The organism is Tumidithrix helvetica PCC 7403, assembly GCF_965232925.1.
GTDB lineage: Bacteria > Cyanobacteriota > Cyanobacteriia > Pseudanabaenales > Pseudanabaenaceae > Tumidithrix > Tumidithrix helvetica.
In genome coordinates, this window is sequence record NZ_CBDDRA010000008.1 from 1 (window position 1) to 24,281 (window position 24,281).

Below are 24,281 nucleotides of genomic sequence, written 5' to 3' on the forward strand. Positions count from 1 at the left end.
GAGAGGATAAAGGAAAACCAAAAACAACTAGAAAGCCCTCTAGATATTAATTCCTCTTGAAAATATAGAACTCTATAGAAGGGAAGAACTTAAGATTAATCCATCCAATATCGAGAATTCCGAAGAAATGGAATTCTCGATATTGGATGGATTGGTACTGCCTAAATTAGTTCTTGATATATGTTCAAAAAAAGAGGTTTATTTTCCTTGTTGACTTCCGTCCACCTCAGGGACTATGTTATACACCGATCGCTGATCAATTACTTATCTTTGCGCTCGCCCATAGTATCACGATAATAAAATATGAAGCCAACCATTCTTGCTCAACTAATTGATATATAACGTTATTCGAAGAGCTAAGGAATCTTTAAAGAGCTAACAACTGTATTTACCTCTTTCACTGATTTTAGATACGAATCCTTATCCAATATTAAAGTTTGCCTATTTCCAATTGATACCTGATTGACGATAGCTGTCTCAATCACTAGATCGAATTTTTCGGAATACTCAATGAAGTAATTAGAGCTTTTTTGAATATAGTAGCCTTGGTCTTGATCGCCTTCAATCTGAATATATCTATGCCTATTAATATGCCCCTTTTTTTTCAAAATTAACCCAGATGAGTTTGGTGAATTAATAAACACGCTCTGTCTGTTCTCAAAGGATGGATCTCGCCCCATATATACTGAAGTTCTATAATAGATATTAGATAAAGTTACTCTCATACTAACCGTGCCTAATAAGTCCTTAGAAGCACCACTTTTTGAGAACAAGATTGTTTTTGTTCCATCTTTTTTGTCTATATCCTCAACAATTGTCCATGATTGTGGATACTTAAACGAGAATTTTCCTTGCGCTTTATAGTCTTTAAAATATGTTTGAGACAAGACTTTTTCAGAGATAGAAATTTCATTTTGATTGATAGAAAATGAAATTGGTGAAAATGCATAAATGAAACCAAATGTAAAAACTAAGAAAACAAGTTTTTGAGAGCGTATTTTCATAAACTAAAACTTGAGTGCATTTTTGATAATACGATCTGAGCTAGATAGATACCTATGACGGACGTATTTCTTCGGTATAACTATGTATTAGACGGAAACTTTCCGCCTAATCTGACTATAGGGTGTTTATGCAGAAAGTCAACTTTCAGTATAAACGCCCTATACGGGGTCAAAAGCCGAAACTTTCCGCCTAAGATCCCAATTTGGTGTGGTTATATAGAAAGTTTCTGCCTAATCACCCAAATCAGCGTGTTATGCAGAAACTTTCAGGTATTATTTAGATAGACAACCATCTAAAAATTGCTCATGTTAACAGAGCCACCCCCCCGAAAACTTTTAGACCAAGTACGCAATTCCTCAGGTCAAGCACTACTCCTATCAGACTGAGAAGACATTCCTGCGGTTAAGTTCTTTCTGTCGAGTTCTAAAGATTGCGTCAAAAAAACAGAATGGAAGTATTGGATTGACTTCCATTCTGTCTTAGATGTAATTAAAATTTGTACAATCTGGAATTGAGATTAAACTGCGTCGATGACGCGATCGATGAGACCGTAGGCTTTTGATTCATCTGCTGACATAAAGTAATCGCGATCCATATCGCGTTCGATCTTTTCGAGGGGCTGACCCGTGCGCTTGGCATACTCGCTATTGAGCATTCCCTTAACACGCACGATCTCCTTCGCTTCGATCGCAATGTCAGTCGCTTGTCCTCGCGTACCACCCATCGGTTGGTGAATCATAATCCGAGAGTGCGGCAACGCCACGCGCTTGCCTTTCGTGCCTGCCATCAGCAAAAAGGAACCCATCGAGGCAGCCAGACCGACACAGATGGTGCTGACATCCGACTTAATATGCTGCATGGTATCAAAAATTGCCATACCTGCCGTCACAGAACCACCAGGAGAGTTGATATACAGGCGAATATCTTTACCGGGATCTTCAGAGTCGAGATAAAGCATGACTGCCACAATTTGGTTGGCGATTTCATCATCAACTTCGCGACCGAGAAAGATAATGCGTTCGCGATAGAGGCGATCGTAGATGCTGATCCAGTCTGTATACTGCGATCCGGGCATTCTATAGGGAACTCTGGGTACTCCAATGGGCATAACTTTATGTGGGGATGAAGGGTTAATTGAGTGGAATGAATAGCACTTTAGACAGTTCTTTACTTGACCGCAGCAGGAATCGCTTTGGGTAAGTCCTTACGGCTTTCTAGCACTTTGTCAATCAAGCCATATTCTTTAGCATCTTCAGCCGTCATATAAAACAAGCGATCGATGTCTTTGATAATCTTTTCGATGGGTTGTCCAGTGTTTCGTGCCAAAATCTTCAACATCGTGTCGCGATTTGCGACCACCTCTTTAGCGCGAATTTCAATGTCCGTGGCTTGACCCCGCGCATAGCTCTTAGGCTGACGTAGGACAATACTGGCATTGGGCAAACTGGCGCGAAATCCCTTTGTTCCAGCCGAGAGTAACATTGCCGCAGCACCCACAGCATTCCCAATGCAAATGGTGTGAATCGGTGGCTTGATATATTTCATCGTGTCGCAGATGGCAAATGCCTCTGTTTCAAACCCAACTGGTTCGCCATCTTCTCGTGCTGTCCCAGTGGAGTTGATGTAAATATAGATGGGCTTTTCAGGATCGTCGTACTGCAAATACAGTAGCTCAGCTACAATCAGTTCGGTTACAGCAGCTACCAAGGGCATCCCTATGTAAACAATGCGCTCTTTGAGCAGTAGCGACTGTAAGTCAGGTGGATAGGTGCGATAGTTGGCATCGCCATAATATCCTGCTTGTACAGCTTGGACTGGTTGATTCATGGGTTCAATTGCGATATGGAGCTGATACTGCTACTTTATCATAGCGATCCCAAGCGAGGTCGCGATGACAAAGTAGGGTTAGCCGTCCAATATTTTTTGTAAAGCACTGGATCGGGAAACTTTAAGACGAGGAGCGATCGTTTGGGTTGGGGCGCACGCGGCTAGGCGTCGTACCGTACTCAGGTAAGGGGGTGTATTGATTGCCCGTAAAGTTCGTGCTTACGCGCAATCTTTGGCTTTCGATCGTAATGCCTGTTTCGCGGACAAGAACGACGGAGATCCAGCGATCGCCTTCTTTAAATGGTGCTTGCCCGATCTTAAACACACCACCTGCACGCAGAGGTTCGAGATCGATCGTGGCATCCTTCATATAATTTCTGGCATTCACCGCTTCTTCTACGGCTGCTCCAAGTAACAAATTGTTGCCTAATGGCTCTATAACGATCGCATCAAGGGCATATTGCCTCCCTACGCCAATCTGATCGGGCACTCGTAACTCAACTTTTGGCGGTTCGCTACCCGAGGTCATTGAGCTTTTTTCTGAGAGAATTGTCTGGCTTACAACCTGCCACTTACCGTTTACCTTTTGATAGACCTGACTAGAAGCTAGACTTGCGGTGATTTTAAAGTCACCATCTTTTTTGGATTTCACCCCATCAATCTGTGTGACCGTTTCCGCCACGATCTTGTCACCTTGTTGCTCCCATTTGACAATCTCTGTACTGTATTTAAGCTGAGCATAGCGTTGCCACAGTTCTTGCAGAAATTCTTTGAGTTGATCGCGAGTTAGCCCATCACTATGACTAAAGTTAGAAGCATAAAACTGCATGACCGCATTGATGTCACGTTTGTTGGCAGCCGCATCTAGGCCAGTAACGACACTCTTAAGTTCGGGGGGCGCAAGTCGATCGGCTTGCGCTATTTGACTGGGCTGCGCTTGTCGAGTGGGTTCTGCTGAAACTGCCGAGCTAAATAGAGGTGCAACCGTAGTTAAGGAAGCGGTAATCAGCAAAAGAGCAACTTGCTTGAGCATGGTTTATCTAGAGAGTTAGGGTGGATCGGAAGAGTGAAAAATTCAAATGCTTGGGAGCTTGTAACTTTATTTCCTAAAAATTGTTTCCCAAACACTGAAGGCGACTTAGGACATTTCTCATTTAGAATTTACCCCACCCTAGCCCTCCCCTTTACAAGGGGAGGGAATAAGATTTCCGATCTTCCCCCTTTACAAGGGGGAATTAAAGGGGGTAAGTCCGACTTACTAGATAGCAACGGTAGTTTCTTTGCTAGAAATATCCTTAACACCAAAAATTAAAACAACCCAAAAGAAATATCAATTATCCTAACCTGTTTCTGATTTGGCGATAGTTTGGAATTGTACTTCATTGAGTCGCCCTGCTTGATAAAGGGTTTCGGTAATTTCAGAAATTTTCAGCACGGCATGGCTGCGATAGCCATTGTCGCTCAGTCGTTGCTGCACCCCATGCTCGTGATCGATAAACACGACAATATCTTCAACGCGCAGTCCGCTCACCTTTAGCTTTTCAGCGCCCTCCATCACGCTTTTGCCTGAGATCAAAATGTCATCAACCACAACAATGGTCTCGCCCGCATGAAAATTGCCTTCAATCAGCCGTCTAGCACCGTGGGCTTTGACCTCCTTGCGCGGGAAAATCATCGGGTAGTTAAGGCGGAGTGCTAAACCTGTGGCAGTCGGAAGCGAGCCATAGGGAATGCCAGCAATGCGATCGAAGTGTAAGTTTTCAAGAATTTCGGCATAGGCATGGATCACCTTTTCAAACACCTGTGGGTTCGAGATGATTTTCCGCAGATCTATATAGTAGGGAAACACTGCACCTGAGGCTTGGACGTATTCGCCAAACATGATGCAGCCAATGTCATAGAGCTGCAAAATCAGATCTAAATGCGGTTGCCGATTGAGCAAGCAGACATCAGGTAGCCAGATGGGGCAGGCAGGACGTTGACTGGTGACATGCAGTCTAGATTGATTGACTCGATCGCGCAGCGATCTCACCAAGTTTGCAGGCTCTACGGTAGTCAAGACATCTTGATTGACGGGAATGAGCAAGCCCTCACCATTGGCATCTAAACCCGCGTCGAGAATTTGTTGCAAAGTCTCTAAGGATTGGGCGTCAGAATTGCTTGTATCTGTCTCTTTTGGCAGATCGTCAACATTTGCCCAGAGACTCCGCCCTAAGATCAAACGCTCTGGGGCAGCAGCCCGAATCCGTGCCAATGCCTCAGGGGTAGCAGCTCCGACTTCTAAGCCAAGCTGCTCTGAGCTACCCCAAGCTTGACAGGTTTTAACCACTTCTAAGTATAAAGGTGCAGTGCGATCGGGGTATTCCTGTAGGGCTTTAGCTGTGGTATTAGAAGAATGACATTGAATGAATATCGCTTTGTCTGTATACATGAGGAAGCGAGCCGCAATGTCCTGTCCCATATAGGGGCTAATTGTAATCGCATCAACTTGCCACTGCTCAAATGCAGTGCGTGCCATTACCGTACTGCTATTAAGATCGGCGTGTTTGGCATCGAGAATAATGGGGATGTGGGACGGAATCGCCGCTAAGGTTTTGCTGAGTAGTTCTAGTCCAGGTGCACCCAAAGCCGTATAAAAACCTAGGGTTGGCTTATAAGCGCAGACTAAATCTGAGGTGGAGTGAATAATAAACTGCATCCATTCCCATAAGCTATCGATCGGACTAGCACTCTCATCCGCTTCATATTTAGCCAGATAGTTTGCAGGCATTACCTCTGGGTTAGGCTCTAAACCTAGGCATAAAATGCTTTGGTTAGCTCCGATCGCTGCATTTAGCTTTGTTGCAAAGTTCATATAAGATTTATTTTCGCACTGATTTGGGGCGATCGCTACGGTATTCAGCAATCTACTCTGTCTGGATATCTACCCCCTAAAAGTACCCATAAAAGCCAGAATTCTCTTACCAATGACGAACTTACAAATTATCAATTACCTTGTTCGCTGTTCAATCTGTCCCCTTGTGTGCAATCCTGATTAGTAGTAAGTGCAGATCGTCCGATCCCTGTTGTTTTTCTGTTGTAAGTTTCGCAACGCTTTCAAAACCATTTGCTCCAAAAGTTTCATCACCCCTGTTTAAGTTATGAGTCAAATCCGTGTTGTGCTAATCGAAGATCACGATCTCACCCGTGTGGGCATGAAGATTACCCTGCAACAGCAGAGCGATCTTGCTCTAGTAGGTGAAGCTGCAACTGGAAATGAAGGGGTCAGTAAGGCGATCCAGCAGCAGCCCGATGTGGTGATTGTCGATCTAGGACTTCCTGATATTGATGGCGTTGAGGTCACGAGGCAAATTAAAGCCCATGCCTTTGAGTCAGGCGCTACCCCTAAGATTTTGATCTTGACCCTAACCGATAACCAAGACACGGTGCTCGCAGCGTTTGCCGCTGGGGCAGACTCTTATTGCATCAAAGACATCAGCTCTGAGAATCTCCTCCAAGCTTTAAAACTGACAGCGGAGGGTAACTCTTGGATCGATCCAGCGATCGCCAGTATCGTTCTCAGTCAAGTCCGCAAGGGAGACAGCACGACAACCGTCGAGATTGAAGCCTCTCAGCCTGAATACAAGCAAATTTTAGAAGCTACACCGCTCACCGAGCGCGAGCTTGAAGTTTTGGCAGAAATCGTCAATGGCTATAGTAATGCCGAAATTGCCGAACGTCTCTACATTACCGTTGGCACAGTTAAGACCCATGTTAGAAATATTCTTAACAAACTCTGTGCTGACGATCGCACCCAAGCTGCGGTCAGAGCCCTACGATCTGGTCTAGTCAAATAGATCGCGATACACCCTCTCATGCCATGGTGGCTCAACAGATTGGCTAGTTGGAGTCTCTACAAATTGAACCATTCCGAATCTTCACAGTTTCAATACAGAGAACATACTTCATGTCAAGAAATATGTCGAACGGTATATTGTTGTGAATTGATCCCCTTGCTAAGTTGAAGCTGTCGGAATAAAACCAATAGGTATTTACACCTACAAGGAGTGAGATCCATGCCAAACAAACTAACCAATCGGTTCCCCACTCTTTCTGCCTGACGTTGCAAGCTAAGCATTGCTACAAGCGTTTAATTTGGTTTTCAATCTTTTTTTCAATTTTTCGATCAATATTATTTCACGACTCTACCTATCTACAACGATTGAACTCACGTCACTATCGCTGCTTTCACTACATAGCAAATTTATACAAAGCAGCTAACTTCTAGAACAGATTAAAACATTCCACTCGCCTGTTCGGAAACATAATCCAAAACATAAGGCATCGCGATCGCAATTGCATTGCATCTGGGGAACAGATCGCTGTTGTCTGATCAGGGGTTTATCAAATCCTAAAGTCATTGTTGTTTTGAATTATGCAGCTAGCTTGCAATTTGTAAAGTGTACGGAGCATATCTCCGAATGCCGATAGTGACACCTCAAATCTAGGAGGAACACATGAAAATCAAAGGAAAAACAGCTCTGATTACTGGAGCTTCACGGGGAATCGGGAAAGCGATCGCGCTAGAACTAGCAAACCAAGGTGTTAGCTGTCTGCTGCTCTTAGCTCGTAATGCCCAAGCCCTAGCCGATCTTGCTGCTGAAATTGAAGAATTGAACGTGCAAGCAATTCCTTTGGCTGTAGATTTAACTAAAGTTGAAGCTTTGAGCACCACCATTTCGCAAGCTTGGAGAGATTATGGTCCGATTCACCTCTTGGTAAATTGTGCGGGTATCGCCCATCAAGCCCCATTTTTGCAATCTAAACTCAAAAACGTACAAGAAGAGATTAATGTCAATCTCATGGGGTTGTATACCGTAACGCGCTTAGTGGCACGACGCATGGCTTCGCAACAAGAAGGTGTGATTGTAAATGTCTCTAGCTTGATGGGTAAGCTGGCAGCACCCACAATGTCTACCTACTCGGCAACAAAATTTGCCATCTTAGGTTTTACCCAAGCATTACGAGGAGAACTAGCCAATCGTAACGTTCGCGTGCTAGCTTTGCTACCTTCTCTAACCGACACAGATATGGTGCGGCAAATGCAACTGTTTCGATGGGTGGTTCCCAGTACCACGAAACAGGTCGCCGAGGCGCTGGTAAAGGGAGTCCTCTCTGAATCTCCCGAGATCTTTGTGGATTGGCAAAGTCGCATCGCCGCGATCGCCCATCGCATTGTGCCCTGGTTAATGGAGAGAGTGATTCAAACCGCAGCCCCAGTCTATGAGCCCTCCCGTTAAGGGCTTTTTTAGGAAAACCAGCAATCTTCCTCCCATACCCTATGGGAAGTCGCTTCGCGATTAGTGCAAGGGGAGGGCTAGGGTGGGGTAATTTCCAAAGGTCGAGGTTTGCAGAGTTCAACGTTGCAAACCTCGATTTTTAGGATTTTTGAATGGATTCAATTCTCAAGGCTTAGCTATTTTTGATAATGCTCTCAATCAGCTCCTGTAAAACTTGCTCGGCGCGATCGTTGGGAATTTGACAAGTACCAGCGTTGGCATGTCCGCCCCCCTCATACCTGAGCATCAACTGACCAATGTTGAGATTGCAAGTGCGATTTACAATCGACTTACCTACTGCAAATACTGTATTTTGCTGCTTCACCCCCCAAATTACATGGGTTGAAATGTTGCACTCAGGAAAAAGAGCATAAATCATAAAGCGATTGCCCGCATAGATGACTTCTTCATTGCGCAAATCTAAAACCACAAGGTTTTCATGTACGGTGGCGCATCGTTGCAGTTGATCTTTAAATTTTTCTGCCTGTTCGAGATAGAGATCGACACGTTCTTTCACATCTGGCAATGCCATAATTTCTTCAATAGAACTATTGCGGCAGGAGTCCACCAACTGCATCATCAGTTGATAATTAGAAACGGTAAACTCTCTAAATCGCCCCAACCCCGTTCTAGAATCCATTAAGAAATTTAGCAATACCCAACCTTCGGGATGCAAAATCTCTTCCAAACTAAACTGAGCTGAGTCGGCTTTGTCCACAGCTTCCATCATCGCTTGGGGAATATTGGGAAACTTGAACTTGCCGCCGTAGTAGTTATACACAACCCTTGCTGCCGAAGGAGCATCTGCCTCAATCACATGATTGTCCCGCCCTTCTTGTACCCTAATCGTTTCGCTGAGGTGATGATCGAAGGCTAAATGTACGCCTTCCACAAAAGGTAGATTAGTAGTGATATCTCTGTCTGTCACCTCAATTTTGCCATCCTGCATATCTTTGGGATGGACAAACTTAATGTCATCAATCATATCCAGTTCTTTTAGCAGAACTGCACTGACTACACCATCAAAATCACTGCGGGTGATCAGTCTATATTTATTACTTTCTGTTGACATGAAGGTGCCTCCAAATTCATCCACATTAATAGACACATACTAATCTGAAAGTTTGCCTGAGGCGAGAGGCATTTGCTGAGGTGCGATGAATTTACAGCTTTTTAGAATTTTCTAGTTGAGTTTATTCAAGAAACTAGCTCGTAACAACTTGAGGGGTACGAGATTAAAGGGGTAGATTAAAAGTGATAAAAGTAAGAATCTCCGTGCTAAATGACGATTAAATTGATGGAAATTGATCCCTGCTCTAAGATAGTGAGCCGCCCATGCTTCGATTTTGGTGTGTAAGCTTTCACCCTTGAGTAACGTTGTGAGCCGATCGCGACTTTGCTGTGTCAAAAGCAGCGATCGTTCGTAGGAAACTCCCTTTGACATCGAGTCTGGTCTAATTCGGTATTGATAAACAACGCGATCGAGACTATAAAACTTGCCACATTTCGCCAACTTCATGATTATTTCGGTAATTGCGCTCCACTTCACATGTTCTGGAAACAGCTCTACCATTTGCAGGGCTTGCGTGCGTACCAAACTAGCAAGAATCATATTGCTCATCTCTGTAAAAATTTTGCGGCGATTTTGAGCAATATCCTTAAAGTTACTAACAGCAAAAGGCTTCCCTGTAGAATCATCAAAGCTTTCCATTTCGCCATGCACTAAGCAATAATCTTCACCTAGTTGTGCCAACCGATTTGCCATAGTTGAAATTGCCTTTTCAGGAAGCAGATCGTCAGCATCCACAAACATAAAAGCCTCTCCTGTTCCTGCTTTGATGCCTGAGTTTCTAGCAGCGGATTCACCCCCATTGGGGCGATGTACGTAGCTCACTTTGCCAGCATATTGAGCCACGATCGCTGCTGTATCGTCGGTCGAGTCATCATCAACGACAATCACTTCAAAATTCTCATAGTCCTGGCTGAGAACGCTATCAAGAGTTTGTGGTAAGTATTTAGCCATGTTGTAGCTCGGAATCACCACACTCACCTTTAGGGGAGCCTTTAAAGAGGGTGAAGCGCTTTGCGTTTCAGGGGTTTGACTATTCATATATCAGAAAGGAAAGTTATTGCAGATTGTGGAATGCAGTAGGATTGCTATTGATTGTACTTTTTCTCTCTGATGTTGCAATTTATCCACACCATTACGCTCCCGACTTGGGTGACACTATCTCGATTGCTTGCCGTACCTGCGATTTTGAGCATCTTGAGTTGGCAAGATAGCGATCTGAGTCGAGCGATCGCTTTGGTAGCATTTTTAATCGCTGCGCTCACCGATTGGCTGGATGGGTATTTAGCTCGCAAACTCAACCAAGTCACCGATCTGGGCAAGTTTCTCGATCCACTGGTCGATAAACTGTTGGTGCTGGCCCCTTTACTGTTGCTCGTCCAATTGGGGCAGGTTCCTGCTTGGGGCGTATTTTTGATTGTGGCAAGAGAGATGGTGATTACGGCATGGCGCGGCGCACCCAGTTCCTCTCAAAGTTCCTCTCAGAATTCTCCAGAACAGCCACAGATCGTTGGGGCAAATCTTTGGGGTAAAGCCAAAACCGTCGTACAAATTCTGGCGATCGCTTGGTTGATCGTGCGATTACCCTTCGCCATTTGGCTATTTTGGCTAGCAGTTGCCCTCACTTTAATTTCAGGTTTGATTTATATCCTGCCCTCGAAACAAGAAGCTTAACGGCTTCGTTCAACCGAGATCGCCCCAATCACTTTATTTAACAGCAAAGCCATCATATTGCCGCATGAAGGGTGAGTGATAGGCTAAGACAATATCTTCTGTTGGGATTCCTCGTTCCACTAGCTCATTCGCGACCCCGACTTCTGTCCCATCATATTGAATCCAGATTTTGCCATCCTCTAAATCGATATGAATGAGTGTGCCGTAGACTCGACGTTCTTCAAGCCAGCCTGTGCGGAGTAATTGATATCGATCTCGCTCTCGATCGAGTACAAGCTTCATCTGAATCTCACCATAGACGGGTTTAATCTGGCTATGTTCAGTCAGAATTTCTTTTACGGTTTGCCGATATTGCTCTAATTTATCCATTGGATACCTCCAGTTTTGATGTTGTAAATAACCAGAAGAATTTTCTGCTCTTGGACTATTTCTTCGACGAATCGCAGTCTGAAAAATTGATCGTAAGTTTGGCTGGGAACAGCTAGGTATAGCTTTCGGGCAGGCTCTTGAGTGCGTAGGGCGTGACGATAATTAAAGTATTGTCCAACAGCAGTATGAAATTCGGAGATGGCGGAGGGTTTGGTAAAGCTTTTTACTTCTACGGCTATTTTTTCGGTATCTCGCTGGGCAGCGATTAGACGTTCAGCCCCAAGATCGATTTGCATCTGCACATCACCATAGTCTACAGGAAAGGGATCGTGGGTAATTTGCCATCCTTCGCTCCGAAGAGCCTCTTTTACTACATCATGAAAAAGATCTTTAGCCATTACTCATCTCCTCTTAACTTTTTACATTCTTTTTAATTTCATCTTTTACCTTTTTTCCTAAACTGTACAACAATGAATTCAAGCTATTGCCTATAACTAGTTGAATTGTAGGCTTTTTAAGCTAGCGACAAATAGGGGGGCAAAGCGATCGCCATCTTTCGCCAAACAGGTATAGGTAACGATCAGTTTTTTACCTTGGGGCGCGTCCACAATAAAGAAAACTTGGCGTAGTCGATTGCCTAACTGCTCTGATTCCGTTGCGATCTGAATGCCTGATGCCCCTGCATCAGTTTTGAATTCTGTGCGAGCGATCGTTTTAAAATTTTTAAAAGCTTTTTCCGCTAACTTAAAGTTCGCACTTTCATAGTCTGTAAGCGAACCAGAAAAGGCTTCGTCAATAAAATTAATACTGTTAGAAAAGCCATCGATCGCTTGAGGAGCGACGATCGCTTCGTACTTCAGATCGGCGATCTCTTTGGGCTGCCAGCCCTTGGGTATTTGCAAAGAAAATCCGCCTTGTTTAAAGGCATAGCGATCGCCTAATGATGGCGTTGAAGCCGTAGATTGAGAAGATGGGGCAGAGTTGGAAGAAGTAAAATTACACCCATGCAATCCCAGACCCATGAGGGCGATCGCGCTTAAAATCACGGCTATGGCAAAATTACTTTTGAACATTCACACCAATGGGCGATTGTAGGAACGAGAACAGACCTAAATGTATCCTTTAATTTTGCATGACCGATCGAAATTTTGAACTACGCACCTTTGAACTAGAACATCATCCCGTTGCGGGGGTGGATGAAGTTGGGCGAGGCGCATTATTTGGGGAGGTGGTTGCTGCCGCAGTGATTTTGCCGATCGCCGCTTTTGACGACCTAGAGAAAGCTGGGGTAACCGATAGTAAGAAACTGAGCCCCAAACGCAGAAATGAGTTAGATCGGCTGATTCGCGGCATTGCCGTTGATTGCCAAATTGGAACTGCCACGGTCGCAGAGATTGACTCGATGAATATTTTGGCTGCGAGTTTATTGGCGATGGAACGCGCGATCGCTCAGTTAAAGCCCCAGCCAACTCACTGTCTGATTGATGGCAATCAGCCTCTACGATTTCAGCTGATCGAGCCAATTCCCCAAACGACCATCATTCAAGGAGACAAATTATCGCTGTCGATCGCCGCCGCCAGCATTGTGGCGAAAGTATGGCGCGATCGCGCGATTGATGATTTAGCCAAAGACTATCCCGATTATGACTTAGCCCAAAATAAAGGCTACGGTACAGCCAAACATAGGTTGGCAATTCAAAAATTTGGCTATACCGAGTTACACCGTCAATCTTTTAAGGTCAAAACCTAGACAGTCTTCTATTTAGGAATACTTGACTAGATCCACTGTTGCATCCGACTGTAAAGCTGATCGGCGGTGAGCACACCTTCGATGCGATCGACGGGCTGACCGTTCTTAAAAAGCACAAAGGTCGGCAGGGCGCGGATTGCGTATTGAGTTGCCAAGCTGGGATAGGTGTCGGTGTTGATCTTGACGATCTGAGCTGTGTCACTGATCTTTGCGCTTACCTGTTCCAAAATCGGTGCCATAATTTGACAAGGACCGCACCATGGGGCATAGAAATCTACCAAGAGTGGTACTTCAGATCCCTCAATCATTTCTTCAAAACTGGCAAACTGTTTTTTGACGGTCATAAGTTCTCCTTACCGAAAAATTGGGTTAAAGCTCCGTCCTTCTGGGATGGCTTTCGATTCTTGATTTCTCTCTTCCGAGTATACTTATTTATTTTAGTGGCTAGGGTCGTCAACCATGCTAAAAAACCACTAGCCGAGAGGCATATCTATCAAAATAACCCCATATCTTGCAAGCCCGATCGCAAAGCCTCAGCATTCGCAAAATTTTGTTGTTGTTCGTGATAAAAAATCGCCTGTTTAAAGTTGGCGATCGCCAACGGGACTTGCCCCAACCGTAGGAGCACTACCCCTAAATTTTGATGAGCCTCGGCATATTCTGGAGCAATGGCGATCGCGCGTTCGTAAGCAGACAGGGCCTCACCCAGACGCCCTGCGGCTTTGAGGGCAATACCCAAGTTACAGAATCCTTTGGCAAAATCTGGGGCGATCGCGATCGCCTGTGCGTAGGCAGCGATCGCCAAGTCATAGGCTGTTTCCTCAAGCCAAATACTGCCCAAATTATTGTAGGCAGGCAACTTCACCAGATCGGGCACATTTAACTCCAGAGCGGTTTGGTAAGCTTGTTTGGCGGATTCTGATTGCGATCGCTGGGTGTAGGCAATGCCCAAATGATAGTAAAGCTCAAATAGGGTTTGGTCTTGCTGAGAATGCTGAGAAGCTAAGTCTAATCCCGTTTGCAGGAGTTCGATGCCCCGTTCGAGCTTGAGATTTCGCGGTTCAGAATCCTGCCCGATCGGCTCAGAAAGAGATTCACGCTCGGATTCGCCGATACTTGAAGATTCGCTCACATATAGAGCGCCGAGTTTGCTGTACATGTAACTATCTTGGGGAAAAGCCTCTAGATGTTTGTGCATGAGCCGTTTGGCAAAGTCGTACTTCTGCTTCTGCGCAATCTCATGGGTTTGATAGCCATAATGATGAATCGCGATCGCGGGAATGGTGACGACTTGCCAATGCGGTTCGCGATCGATAATCTGCTCTACGGAGCGATCGATGCGCTCGTGGTAGATTCCTGTAAAGCCTAAATCCGATCGCCGCCGAAATAGCCGAGATACGAGCGAATAGGGCGATTGACTGGCTCCCACCTCAAGGCGGACGAGATTTACTGCGAGACAGGTTTGCTGTTGCATGACCTCAGTGAGGATGGGCTGAATGGCCGCATCGAGTAGTTCATCAGCATCAAGTACTAAAATCCATTCCCCTTTAGCATGGCACAGGGCATAGTTGCGCGCGGCAGCAAAGTCATCGCACCATGCAAACCGAAAAACTTTGGCTTTGTGCTGTTTGGCAATTTCTACGGTGCGATCGCTAGAGCCAGTATCGACAACGACGATCTCGTCCGCAAATCCTCGAACGCTCGCCAAACAATTCCCTAACCTGTGCGCCTCATTTTTAGCGATCGCGCACAAGCTCAAACGCACTGGTCGGGAAGCACTGCCAAATCCTTTACCCATCTACCGATCTATAATTAAGTGTTCGATCTATCGTTACGATTGTGATTGATTTGAAGACCCACTAAAGCTAAAATCTTGGGTACTCGATCGCGAATCGGTAGACTATAAGATATCTGAGAATGCGGGTCTAAAAATATGAGTCTAAACAAAGTCAATCTGGTTGGGCGTGCAGGTAGAGATCCTGAAGTTAAGTATTTTGAGTCGGGCAAAGTTGTCTGTAACTTTACGCTTGCTGTAAATCGTCGCACCAGTAATCGAGATGAGCCCCCCGATTGGTTTGACTTAGAACTGTGGGATAAAAGTGCTGAAGTTGCTGCCAATTATGTCAAAAAGGGGAGTTTGATCGGTATTACGGGTTCGCTGAAATTTGACCGTTGGCAAGATCGCAATACGGGGGAAGAGCGGCAAAAGCCCGTAATTCGTGTCGAGCAACTAGATCTCTTGGGCTCAAAGCGTGACAACGAGTCTGCTAGCACTGGCGGCTATGACGAAGATTTTTAAAACCCTTGCACTGCAAAATAATCTGGGTTGATGGTTGGTTTTCTGGTGCTTTGATTTCGGTTTCCCACCCTAGAAACGATAAGCAGTGATGTAAAAATACATATAAGTCTAAATTTTGACAACAAAGAAACCTATGTTTGACATCCACGAACTAAATGCTAGTGACAACACACTATTAGCCTACTTACAAAATCAGCCACCCGACGCATTGGCAAAAGTGGCGCAATCTGTGAGTCCAGAGGTAAAGCAGATCATCTCGCAGAATATTCAAAATCTTGTTGGGATGTTGCCCCCTCAGCACTTTAATATCAGCATCACCACCGATCGCGAAAACCTAGCAGGGTTGCTAGGTTCGGCAATGATGACTGGTTATTTTTTAAAGCAAATGGAAACTCGGATGCAGTTAGATCACAGCTTCTCTACACATGCTCATTTAGAAGATGAAGCTTGAGGTTCTTCGTGATTTTCTAGCTCAGACGCTGAAGTAGAAAGTTCTTTTTGATGCTTTAGCTCGGTTTTCTGGTCATCTTTAGAGCCATGCCCATGAAAACGGATTCCTAAGAATACATCGTACATAAAGCTACCAAAGTCTGGGAATTTGAGCAGACCAAGTGTTTGGGGGGCTCCATTCGCATCGAGTAAATGCTTCATCTGATAGTAGCCTTTTTGGTAATAGTACCAAGGGATCGAAGGCCAAAGATGGTGGACAAGATGGTAGTTTTGTCCCAACAACAAAATGTTCAGGAACCAGCCAGGGTAAACCCTAGCGTTTTTCCAACGAGATTTATCAGCAAAAGGGCGATGGGGCAGATAGTCAAAGAAAAGCCCTAACATCAAGCCCATGATGCCCGCAGGCACAAACCAATAGGTCAGAATGTAATTGATAAAGCCAAATTCAAATCCAGCAATTAGTACTGAAACAAGGATAAGGCGGCTAATTCCCCATTCCACTAGCTCGTGATTGCGCCACAACCGACGTTGGAAGAAAAACACTTCATGATAAAAAAAGCGCACAGCGATCATCCATAATGGCCCGCCCGTAGACACAAAATGGTCGGGGTCATTTTCTGGATCGTTGACATGGGCGTGATGCTGCATATGCACGCGCGTAAACACAGGATAGACAAATCCTTGGAGTACGGCTGAGATATGCCCCATAGCAGCATTCACGATCCGATTGCGATGTGCTACCCCATGGGAGGCGTCGTGGATGACTGTACCCAAAACATACAGCGACACAAAGTTAGATAAAAATACAATCCAATGAGACCAGTTCCACACCCAGTAGCCTGTTGTCGAGGCGATCGCTAGACAAATTGAGCCGAGTAGTAGACATAAAGTTGGGTTCAATATGTCTGGCGGCCCCATTAAATCTAGCGGAACAGTCAGGGCTTTCCCTGTCTGCTGCATGTTCACACTCCTTACTTATCCAATGACGTTAAACAAAAATAAAAAGAAATTTATGACTTAGAAAAGCAAATAACTCTTCCGTAGTATAACGTTACACCATTGCACATTGTATAGATTTATTACACGGTTTTGAATTAGAGTCAAAACCTGCATTCACAAAAGGTTTGAGCCGTTGGATTTCTAGGTAGTGCAATGGTGGGCAGAATTTAATCAGAGCAAAAATTACTAAATGATCGTGTTATCTGGAATCGTAGCACCCTTCATCACAACAACGATGCCACTACGAATGCAGAAACCTTTGTCTTCACGCGTCGAATCCTGTACGTGATCTTTGTTGATAATCTGTACGCCCTTGCCAATACGGACATTCTTATCAATAATGGCGCGACGGATCACAGAGTTTTCGCCAATTCCCAGAGGCACTTTCGATGCTTTGCGATCGGAGGCAAGATGATCGTTGGTTTGGTAAAAATCAGCTCCCATCAAGAGCGTATCTTCGATCACGCAGCCCGCTTCAATAATTTGACGAATGCCTACAATCGAGTTGGTAATCGTAGCTCGATTTAAGATCGCCCCATCGCCAATGATCGAATCTTTAACTTGGCAGTCATGCAGCTTACTGGGGGGTAGATAGCGCGCGCGGGTATAGATTGGCGCATCCACATCGTAAAGGCTAAAGGGTGGCTCAGGTTCGCGGGTTAATTCAAGATTGGCGTGATAAAAGGACTCAATGGTTCCAATATCTTCCCAATAATCAGAGAATAAATGCGCCTGAACGTTAAAGCGACCGATCGCACTGGGAATAATTTCTTTACCAAAGTCAGTAAACTGTTTGTTTTCATTCAGCAATTCGATCATTGCCTCTTTCTTAAACACATAAATCCCCATCGAAGCAATAAAGGGACTATATTTCGCCGCTACAGGATCTAACCCTAACGCAGTGGTGTCAACCATCATTTGTTCGAGTTCTGAGCCTGTGGGCTTTTCTTTGAAATTAATTACTTTGCCGTCTCCATCGATTTTGAGCAGCCCAAATGCTGAGGCTTTTTTATGATCGACAGGTAAAACAGACAGGGTAATATCCGCATTGGTGCTACGGTGGCGGTCAATAAAATGGCGATAGTCCATCCGATATAAATGATCGCCAGACAGGATCAAATATTCGCTCACATCCCAAGATTCTAATAACCAGAGATATTGGCGCACTGCATCGGCAGTCCCTTGAAACCAATCAGGATTTTCGGGGGTTTGTTGGGCAGCAAGAATGTCAACGAAACCATCTGAAAAGGTTGAAGGGCGGTAGGTTTGGGTAATATGTCGGTTGAGTGAAGTTGAGTTAAACTGCGTTAAAACATAAATTTTCTCAATATCCGAGTTGATACAGTTACTAACTGGAATATCGATCAATCTATATTTCCCAGCTAGAGGTACTGCTGGTTTTGCTCGCCGCTTTGTCAACGGGTATAGACGCGAACCCTGTCCGCCGCCCAAAATTACTGCCAGAACTTTTTTCATACTTTTTTTGACTCTATTCTCTAGCTCTAAACTTGCATCGCTTAATGTTGAACCTCGCTATTTACCATTGTCTGTTGATGTGGTGATGCTTGGCAAGTCAGGATCGATCTTCCTGTGATGTTAGGGGATCGTCATAAAGTTTTTAGGTTGGGGCAGGTTGAATGTGTTAGTCCGCTGAAATTACCAGTTAGAATAGAAAAGCTGCACTAATTCTCTCCCCCAAAAGGGGACTCTCCCATAACGCTATGTCTCGCCCCATTGTTGCTATTGTCGGTCGCCCTAATGTGGGCAAATCTACCCTCGTCAACCGTTTAGCAGGGGAACGCATAGCCATTGTGCACGATCAGCCTGGGATGACACGCGATCGCACCTATCGAGAATGCTTTTGGGGGGCCCATGAATTTACCGTAGTCGATACAGGCGGTTTGGTATTTGCCGACGATACGGAATTTTTGCCCTTGATCCGCGAACAGGCATTTACGGCGATCGCGCAGTCCTGTGCCGTAATTTTTGTTGTAGACGGTCAAGAAGGGCTCACGGCTGCGGATTGGCAAATTGGTCAGTGGTTGCGCGAGCAGTCTTTACCTGTTTTACTTGCTGTAAATAAGTGTGAGTCAGCTAACTCTGGTTTAGCGTTGGCTGGTGAATTTTGGCAGTTAGGTCTGGGCGAACCGATCGCGATGTCAGGCATCCATGGTAATGGTACGGGTGAGCTACTCGACGAATTGGTCAAGCATTTCCCTGCCCCCGATCGGGTAGAACCAGAACCTGAAGAAATTAAGGTAGCGATTATTGGTAGACCGAACGTGGGCAAGTCCAGCCTACTCAATGCCTTTACAGGCGAGAAACGGGCGATTGTGAGTCCGATTTCTGGGACGACGCGCGATGCAATCGATATGGTTGTCTCTAGAGACGAAAAATGCTATCGGCTGATCGACACCGCAGGGATCCGCCGCAAAAAGAATGTGGAATACGGTCCTGAGTTTTTTGGTATTAACCGTGCGTTTAAAGCGATCGAGCGTTCTGACGTGGTGCTGTTGGTGATCGATGCCGTTGATGGCGTGACCGAGCAAGACCAAAAACTAGCAGGACGAATCAATGAAGAAGGTCGTGCTTGCGTGATTGTGGTGAATAAGTGGGATGCAGTAGAGAAAGACTCCTACACCATTTATGACTACACCCAAGAAGTCAAGAGCCGCATGATGTTTCTTGACTATGCCCCGATTATTTTTGTCAGCGCACTCACAGGGCAGCGTGTCACCAAGATTCTCGATCAAGTCGATATTGTCGCCGAGCAACATCGTCGCCGCGTATCTACGGCGGTCTTAAATGAAGCCTTGACGGAGGCAACCTCTTGGCATTCCCCTCCTTCTAGCCGTCAGGGCAAACAGGGCAAAATCTATTACTGCACGCAGGTATCCAGCGCGCCGCCTGCGATTGTCCTGTTTGTCAACGATCCGCAACGATTTAACGATAACTACCGCCGCTATATCGAAAAGCAGTTTCGTTCGGCATTAGGATTTGAGGGTACACCGCTCCGCCTGATGTGGCGCGGCAAAAATCAGCGCGAAGTCGAGCGCAGCTCTAACCGAGCCACCAGAGTTTAACCACCAACTCAGTTCAGTAACTATTAGAGTCACAAAAAATCTATGAGTGAAAGACTAGATCGAGTTGAAAATATTCTCGTGGAAATTGCCGAACGCAGTCAAAAGACTGAAGCGATCGCTAACTCAAATGCCAGTGCAGTCGAAGCAATGCTGCAACGAATGACAATGGATCGAGAAGAGCAAAACGCAGTCCTAGAAGTCATTGCCAAGCAGCAAAACAATTAGATCGACATCAACGTATTCTCAAAGGACTGCAAACAGAAAATAGGCAATTTTGGGGTTGCTAATAAAAATCAGACTCAGACTCACGTTAATTATCTCTTTTGGGGCGTGCTGCTTGGTGCAGTTGTACCAGAGGTACTAGGAGCGGTGGCAGGGGACTGTTTTGGATCTGACTTAGAGTCATTCGTGAAGGGCTGTAATTGTGTCTGTGCATTAGCAATGCGATTGACCTCATCTTTGTACTGGGCAGGCGCTAAATCAGCCGCTTTTGCAAATAAGGCTTTTGCCTCATCTTCTTTACCTTGAGCGCGTTTGACTTGGGCTTTGCTGACGACGGGGCGGAAATTTTTGCTATCTTCTTTAATCATTTGGTCGAAGGTCGCGATCGCTTCGGCAAAGCGATTTTGGCGGCGATAGACTTCTCCTAGCATCCACTGTACGTAAGGCTTATCGATCGTATTGGGCTGAATTTTGTTGGCGGTGTCAGCAGTTTTTAAGGTGTCTTGGATTAAGCCGATAGCAGCTTCAGGACGATTGTCCTGTACTTCCATCGCAATTAAGCTATCGAGCGCAATTAAGTTACCGGGCTTGGTGGTCAAGATTTTGCGATATTCGGCGGCGGCAGCGATGCGATCGTTCAAATTAATATAGGTTCTTGCCAAAACCAGTCGATATTCTGGTTCGTCGGGGTAGGCGTCGGCTAGTGTCTGTAACGGCTCAATGGTTCCTTTGATATCGCCTAACTGATTGCGCAGATTAATCAAGCCCACCAAGGCAGTTTGGTTTTTGGGCTCGCGCTTTAAGACTGCTTCAAAACCTTCTATCTGAATTTTAATTTTTTCCTGCTCTGTCGTCGTTTGAGCATCATTTTTTGCCTGCTGTGAGGGTGCAGATGTTAGGATGCCTCCAAGTAACGGCGCGATCGAAATCCCCATAAATGAAAGTGTGACGATAATCAATACGCCGTTGATGATCCATTGTCGAGCCGTACGTTGTGCCACAATAACTAACCTAAACCCTATGTATTAATTTGCTGATTTGAATTTAATTTGATTTTATGTCGATCTTACTGCGTAAAATTTTATGTTGATTTTACTGCGTAAATCATGGAGCCCGCGATGCTCTAGTTTGACATTTATGCAGAATGCTTAGACTTGACAAAGCATAGTAGCAGAGTATTTTTATTTTGACAGGACAAGCATATCTATTTTTTTAATTCCGAGAAACTAGATGAGGATGTCTAGGAGGATTGGGGGATTCTTCACCATCCTAATTTTGTTTACGCAACCTTTTATAGGTATGCACCCCTAAAAATTTGTTTCATCATAACAAATTAGTAGTTAACCCAAGACGCTAGTAAAGCAGCGAGTATATGCCAAGGCAAACCGAACAGTTAAATTTTTTGACTCCTAACCCCAATCAAGGACAGATCATTCCCACTGCCCTGCATACAGAAATGCAGCAGTCATACCTTGAGTATGCGATGAGCGTGATTGTGGGGAGGGCTTTGCCTGATGTACGGGATGGGCTAAAACCCGTGCATCGCCGTATCCTTTACGCCATGCATGAGTTAGGGCTCGTACCCGATCGCCCCTATCGCAAATGCGCCAGAGTTGTGGGAGATGTGTTGGGTAAATATCACCCCCACGGCGATCAGTCGGTTTACGATGCCTTGGTGAGACTAGTACAAGATTTTTCGAGTCGTTACCCCCTGTTGGCAGGGCATGGCAATTTTGGCTCTGTCGATAACGATCCGCCTGCTGCCATGCGGTATACCGAGTGCAGACTTGCGCCAATCGGCAACGAAGCCTTGCTAGAGAATATTAACGAGGCTGTCATTGACTTTACGGACAACTTTGACAGTTCTCAGCAGGAACCGGTCGTCCTACCCGCACAGTTGCCCCTACTGTTATTAAATGGGGCATCGGGGATAGCCGTAGGGATGGCAACCAATATTCCTCCCCACAATCTCAGAGAGGTGGTGGATGGGTTGATTGCCTTAATCGATCGCCCTGACTTGCCTGATGATGAGTTATTTAAGCTGATTCCTGCACCTGACTTTCCCACGGGCGGCATCATTCTCGATCGCGCGGGAATTCGAGAAGCCTACACGACAGGCAAAGGCAGCATTACAATCCGAGGTGTGGCAAGGGTCGAAGAAGGCAGTGGCACGGGTCGCAAGAAGCAGCGACAGGTAATTATCATTACCGAGATGCCTTTTCAGGTTAACAAAGCTGCCTGGATCGAAAAGGTGGCGGAGTTAGTGAACGCGAACAAAATGGACGGCATTGCCGATATTCGCGACGAAAGCGATCGCACGGGAATGCGGGTGGTGATCGAGCTAAAAAAAGATGCCAACCCCAATGTCCTGCTCGATCAACTTTATCGGCAGACTACCTTACAGGTGAATTTTGGCGCATCGCTGCTGGCGCTACGCGGTTCTTTGCCCAAGCAGATGAATTTGCGCGAACTGTTGCAGGAGTTTATTAGCTTTCGCGAGGAAACCCTCACCCGTCAATATCGCCACGAGCTAGATAAAGCCCAACAGCGTTTGCACCTCGTCGCTGGGTTGCAATTAGTTCTAGACGATCTAGACCGATTGATTACCGTACTGCGTTTTGCTGCCGATAGTGCGGCAGCCAAGTTGGAATTGCAAACACAGTTTAGCCTGTCAGAAACCCAAGCCGAGGCGATTTTAGCTATGCCTTTGCGCCGCTTAACAGGCATGGAGCGTCAAAGCTTGCAGGCAGAAATGCAGGAACTACAACAGCAAATTAGCCGACTAGAGGGACTGCTCGGCGATCGCCGCGAGTTGCTCAAAGCCCTCAAAAAAGAACTACGAAATCTCAAGAAAAAGCATGGCGACGATCGCCGTACGCGCATTGCCACAGTCGAAACTCCTCAGACTGGTAGCGATCGCACCTATTCAGAAGTAATCCTTGAAGCTGATGTCGAACCAATTGACGAAACAGAGCCTGAGCCAAATCCTAAAGCAAGGGGCAGTCGAAATACGAACGGCTCGAGAACGGAGAAAGCTGCCGATCGGAATTTAAATGGGCAAGAGGTAAGAAAAGCTACCAAGAAAGAGCCAAAAGACCAATCTCAACCATTGCTACAGCCAGAAACCAATGGTTCGATTTTGCCATCGGGTTTCCTCAATATCCAAGCCCCAGTCGAGGACGTGACCATACAACTCACCCATAAAGGTTATATCAAGCGTTTCGATGCCAATACCCGCGCGAATCCTGATGCAGCATTCCCCGATGATGTCACCACGGCAATTTATCCGACGCGTACCGATTGTGAATTGATCGTACTCACCAGCAGTGGTAAAGCCGTCCCTGTCTCCGTCGCGGATATTCCCAAGCCGCAGGGCAGTAAAAGTCGCGGTATGCCTCTCATTACCATGCTTCCCGATGCCACCGATCGGATCGTTTCTCATTTGGTTTGGGACAAAAATCCTGAAACCACCGCCAGTTTAGTCCTGCTAACCGCTCAGGCAAAAATCAAGCGATCGCCCCTCTCTGAATTTGCAGGCATGAATACCAGAGGGTTAGTGGCTGCCAAGCTAAAAGACGACGATCGCCTGTGTTGGGCAGATGTGGTGGGATTCGACCGACAAATCGCGATCGCTACCTCGGCGGGGCGTATTCTCAGAATGCTTGCCAATGAGGAGCAGATTCCCACCTTAGGGCGATCGGCGATGGGTAATTTGGCAATACGGCTGCGTAGCTCAGAGTCTTTGGTCGGAACCGTTGCCCTAGATTTAGAGGCTGCCCCTGATACCGAACTAATTTTAGTCACAGCTCAAGGCTTTGCCAAACGCATTCGAGCCGATGCACTCAGGCTCTCACCCCGTGGCAGTATTGGCTCGCAGTCCTTTCAATTTCTGGTAAAAAATGATTATCTTGCCGCGATCGCATCTGTCAACCCAGACTCGGAGTTAGAAACAGTGACCTTCTTAATCGCCCAAGAGGGGGATATGCAGGCGCGTACAGTCCAAGTACCCCTAGCGCTAATTCCCCTAGAAGTACCGAATACGCAGGGCAGTTTGGTGTTTACAGGCGAGATTGCTTTAGCCCGCACGGAGAGGGTCGTCAAAGTAGCAATTTAAGAACATTTCTAGCAAAGAAACTACCTTTATCCAGTAACTCGAACTTACCCCCTTTAATTCCCCCTTGCACGCTTCCGCGAAGCGACTTCCCGCAGGGTAGGG

The 24,281-nt window shown here is 45.8% G+C and carries 24 protein-coding genes; 9 read left to right on the forward strand and 15 right to left on the reverse strand.

Going from position 1 to position 24,281, the window contains the following annotated elements:
- Positions 1–356: 356 nt before the first annotated feature.
- From ACP2WE_RS09290 to ACP2WE_RS09310, 5 genes are all read right to left on the reverse strand, one after another.
- On the reverse strand, positions 357–1,004 hold the full coding sequence (locus ACP2WE_RS09290; protein ID WP_425215276.1) for a hypothetical protein: 648 nt from the start codon (positions 1,002–1,004) through the stop codon (positions 357–359).
- Between the two features lie 518 nt (positions 1,005–1,522).
- A complete protein-coding gene (locus ACP2WE_RS09295) occupies positions 1,523–2,113 on the reverse strand; it encodes an ATP-dependent Clp protease proteolytic subunit (protein ID WP_425215277.1) in 591 nt (196 codons plus the stop codon).
- Positions 2,114–2,172: 59 nt separating this feature from the next.
- Positions 2,173–2,832 (reverse strand): ATP-dependent Clp protease proteolytic subunit, encoded by a 660-nt coding sequence (locus ACP2WE_RS09300; RefSeq protein WP_425215278.1) that lies wholly within the window; start codon positions 2,830–2,832, stop codon positions 2,173–2,175.
- A gap of 121 nt (positions 2,833–2,953) precedes the next feature.
- Positions 2,954–3,865, reverse strand: a complete 912-nt coding sequence (locus ACP2WE_RS09305) for a YybH family protein (RefSeq protein ID WP_425215279.1) — start codon at positions 3,863–3,865, stop codon at positions 2,954–2,956.
- A 306-nt stretch (positions 3,866–4,171) separates the two neighbouring features.
- Positions 4,172–5,686, reverse strand: a complete 1,515-nt coding sequence (locus ACP2WE_RS09310; protein ID WP_425215280.1) for a bifunctional orotidine-5'-phosphate decarboxylase/orotate phosphoribosyltransferase — start codon at positions 5,684–5,686, stop codon at positions 4,172–4,174.
- Between the two features lie 286 nt (positions 5,687–5,972).
- On the opposite strand from ACP2WE_RS09310, the gene ACP2WE_RS09315 reads away from it, so the two are divergent.
- Together ACP2WE_RS09315 and ACP2WE_RS09320 are read left to right on the forward strand one after the other, a co-directional pair.
- Positions 5,973–6,668: a response regulator gene (locus ACP2WE_RS09315; protein WP_425215281.1), complete on the forward strand. Its 696-nt coding sequence runs from the start codon at positions 5,973–5,975 to the stop codon at positions 6,666–6,668.
- A gap of 660 nt (positions 6,669–7,328) precedes the next feature.
- A complete protein-coding gene (locus tag ACP2WE_RS09320) occupies positions 7,329–8,111 on the forward strand; it encodes an SDR family NAD(P)-dependent oxidoreductase (protein ID WP_425215282.1) in 783 nt (260 codons plus the stop codon).
- 172 nt (positions 8,112–8,283) lie between these two features.
- On the opposite strand, the gene ACP2WE_RS09325 is transcribed toward ACP2WE_RS09320, so the two are convergent.
- Together ACP2WE_RS09325 and ACP2WE_RS09330 are read right to left on the reverse strand one after the other, a co-directional pair.
- A complete protein-coding gene (locus ACP2WE_RS09325) occupies positions 8,284–9,222 on the reverse strand; it encodes an exopolyphosphatase (RefSeq protein WP_425215283.1) in 939 nt (312 codons plus the stop codon).
- 111 nt (positions 9,223–9,333) lie between these two features.
- Positions 9,334–10,260 carry a glycosyltransferase family 2 protein gene (locus tag ACP2WE_RS09330; RefSeq protein WP_425215284.1) on the reverse strand — a complete coding sequence of 309 codons (927 nt, stop codon included), beginning with the start codon at positions 10,258–10,260 and terminating at the stop codon, positions 9,334–9,336.
- A 72-nt stretch (positions 10,261–10,332) separates the two neighbouring features.
- Here ACP2WE_RS09330 and pgsA point away from each other — a divergent pair, with 72 nt between their 5' ends.
- On the forward strand, positions 10,333–10,893 hold the full coding sequence (pgsA, locus tag ACP2WE_RS09335; protein WP_425215285.1) for a CDP-diacylglycerol--glycerol-3-phosphate 3-phosphatidyltransferase: 561 nt from the start codon (positions 10,333–10,335) through the stop codon (positions 10,891–10,893).
- 33 nt (positions 10,894–10,926) lie between these two features.
- Here pgsA and ACP2WE_RS09340 read toward each other — a convergent pair whose 3' ends face one another.
- From ACP2WE_RS09340 to ACP2WE_RS09350, 3 genes are all read right to left on the reverse strand, one after another.
- A complete protein-coding gene (locus ACP2WE_RS09340) occupies positions 10,927–11,262 on the reverse strand; it encodes a XisI protein (protein WP_425215286.1) in 336 nt (111 codons plus the stop codon).
- Complete coding sequence (locus tag ACP2WE_RS09345) at positions 11,250–11,660, reverse strand: element excision factor XisH family protein (RefSeq protein WP_425215287.1); 411 nt, start codon at positions 11,658–11,660, stop codon at positions 11,250–11,252. Before ACP2WE_RS09345 ends, ACP2WE_RS09340 begins: the two co-directional genes overlap by 13 nt.
- A 96-nt stretch (positions 11,661–11,756) precedes the next feature.
- Complete coding sequence (locus ACP2WE_RS09350) at positions 11,757–12,335, reverse strand: hypothetical protein (RefSeq protein WP_425215288.1); 579 nt, start codon at positions 12,333–12,335, stop codon at positions 11,757–11,759.
- Positions 12,336–12,394: 59 nt separating this feature from the next.
- Here ACP2WE_RS09350 and ACP2WE_RS09355 point away from each other — a divergent pair, with 59 nt between their 5' ends.
- Complete coding sequence (locus ACP2WE_RS09355; protein ID WP_425215289.1) at positions 12,395–13,012, forward strand: ribonuclease HII; 618 nt, start codon at positions 12,395–12,397, stop codon at positions 13,010–13,012.
- Positions 13,013–13,038: 26 nt separating this feature from the next.
- Here ACP2WE_RS09355 and trxA read toward each other — a convergent pair whose 3' ends face one another.
- Positions 13,039–13,356 (reverse strand): thioredoxin, encoded by a 318-nt coding sequence (trxA, locus tag ACP2WE_RS09360; protein ID WP_425215290.1) that lies wholly within the window; start codon positions 13,354–13,356, stop codon positions 13,039–13,041.
- A gap of 149 nt (positions 13,357–13,505) precedes the next feature.
- Positions 13,506–14,810 (reverse strand): glycosyltransferase family 2 protein, encoded by a 1,305-nt coding sequence (locus tag ACP2WE_RS09365; protein ID WP_425215291.1) that lies wholly within the window; start codon positions 14,808–14,810, stop codon positions 13,506–13,508.
- A 135-nt stretch (positions 14,811–14,945) separates the two neighbouring features.
- Between ACP2WE_RS09365 and ACP2WE_RS09370 the strand changes: the two genes are divergently transcribed.
- Together ACP2WE_RS09370 and ACP2WE_RS09375 are read left to right on the forward strand one after the other, a co-directional pair.
- A complete protein-coding gene (locus ACP2WE_RS09370) occupies positions 14,946–15,311 on the forward strand; it encodes a single-stranded DNA-binding protein (protein ID WP_425215292.1) in 366 nt (121 codons plus the stop codon).
- A 133-nt stretch (positions 15,312–15,444) separates the two neighbouring features.
- Positions 15,445–15,762 carry a DUF760 domain-containing protein gene (locus tag ACP2WE_RS09375; RefSeq protein ID WP_425215293.1) on the forward strand — a complete coding sequence of 106 codons (318 nt, stop codon included), beginning with the start codon at positions 15,445–15,447 and terminating at the stop codon, positions 15,760–15,762.
- Here the strand turns inward: ACP2WE_RS09375 and crtR are convergent.
- Positions 15,741–16,721, reverse strand: a complete 981-nt coding sequence (gene crtR / locus ACP2WE_RS09380) for a beta-carotene hydroxylase (RefSeq protein ID WP_425215294.1) — start codon at positions 16,719–16,721, stop codon at positions 15,741–15,743. The genes ACP2WE_RS09375 and crtR overlap by 22 nt on opposite strands.
- Positions 16,722–16,946: 225 nt before the next feature.
- Positions 16,947–18,236 carry a glucose-1-phosphate adenylyltransferase gene (locus ACP2WE_RS09385; RefSeq protein WP_425215295.1) on the reverse strand — a complete coding sequence of 430 codons (1,290 nt, stop codon included), beginning with the start codon at positions 18,234–18,236 and terminating at the stop codon, positions 16,947–16,949.
- A 245-nt stretch (positions 18,237–18,481) separates the two neighbouring features.
- Here ACP2WE_RS09385 and der point away from each other — a divergent pair, with 245 nt between their 5' ends.
- Both der and ACP2WE_RS09395 read left to right on the forward strand, forming a co-directional pair.
- Positions 18,482–19,843, forward strand: a complete 1,362-nt coding sequence (der, locus tag ACP2WE_RS09390) for a ribosome biogenesis GTPase Der (RefSeq protein ID WP_425215296.1) — start codon at positions 18,482–18,484, stop codon at positions 19,841–19,843.
- Positions 19,844–19,885: 42 nt separating this feature from the next.
- Positions 19,886–20,068: a hypothetical protein gene (locus tag ACP2WE_RS09395; protein ID WP_425215297.1), complete on the forward strand. Its 183-nt coding sequence runs from the start codon at positions 19,886–19,888 to the stop codon at positions 20,066–20,068.
- Between the two features lie 89 nt (positions 20,069–20,157).
- Here the strand turns inward: ACP2WE_RS09395 and ACP2WE_RS09400 are convergent, their stop codons facing one another.
- A complete protein-coding gene (locus tag ACP2WE_RS09400) occupies positions 20,158–21,066 on the reverse strand; it encodes a tetratricopeptide repeat protein (RefSeq protein WP_425215298.1) in 909 nt (302 codons plus the stop codon).
- A gap of 371 nt (positions 21,067–21,437) precedes the next feature.
- Here ACP2WE_RS09400 and ACP2WE_RS09405 point away from each other — a divergent pair, with 371 nt between their 5' ends.
- Positions 21,438–24,179, forward strand: a complete 2,742-nt coding sequence (locus tag ACP2WE_RS09405; protein WP_425215299.1) for a DNA gyrase/topoisomerase IV subunit A — start codon at positions 21,438–21,440, stop codon at positions 24,177–24,179.
- Positions 24,180–24,281: the final 102 nt, after the last annotated feature.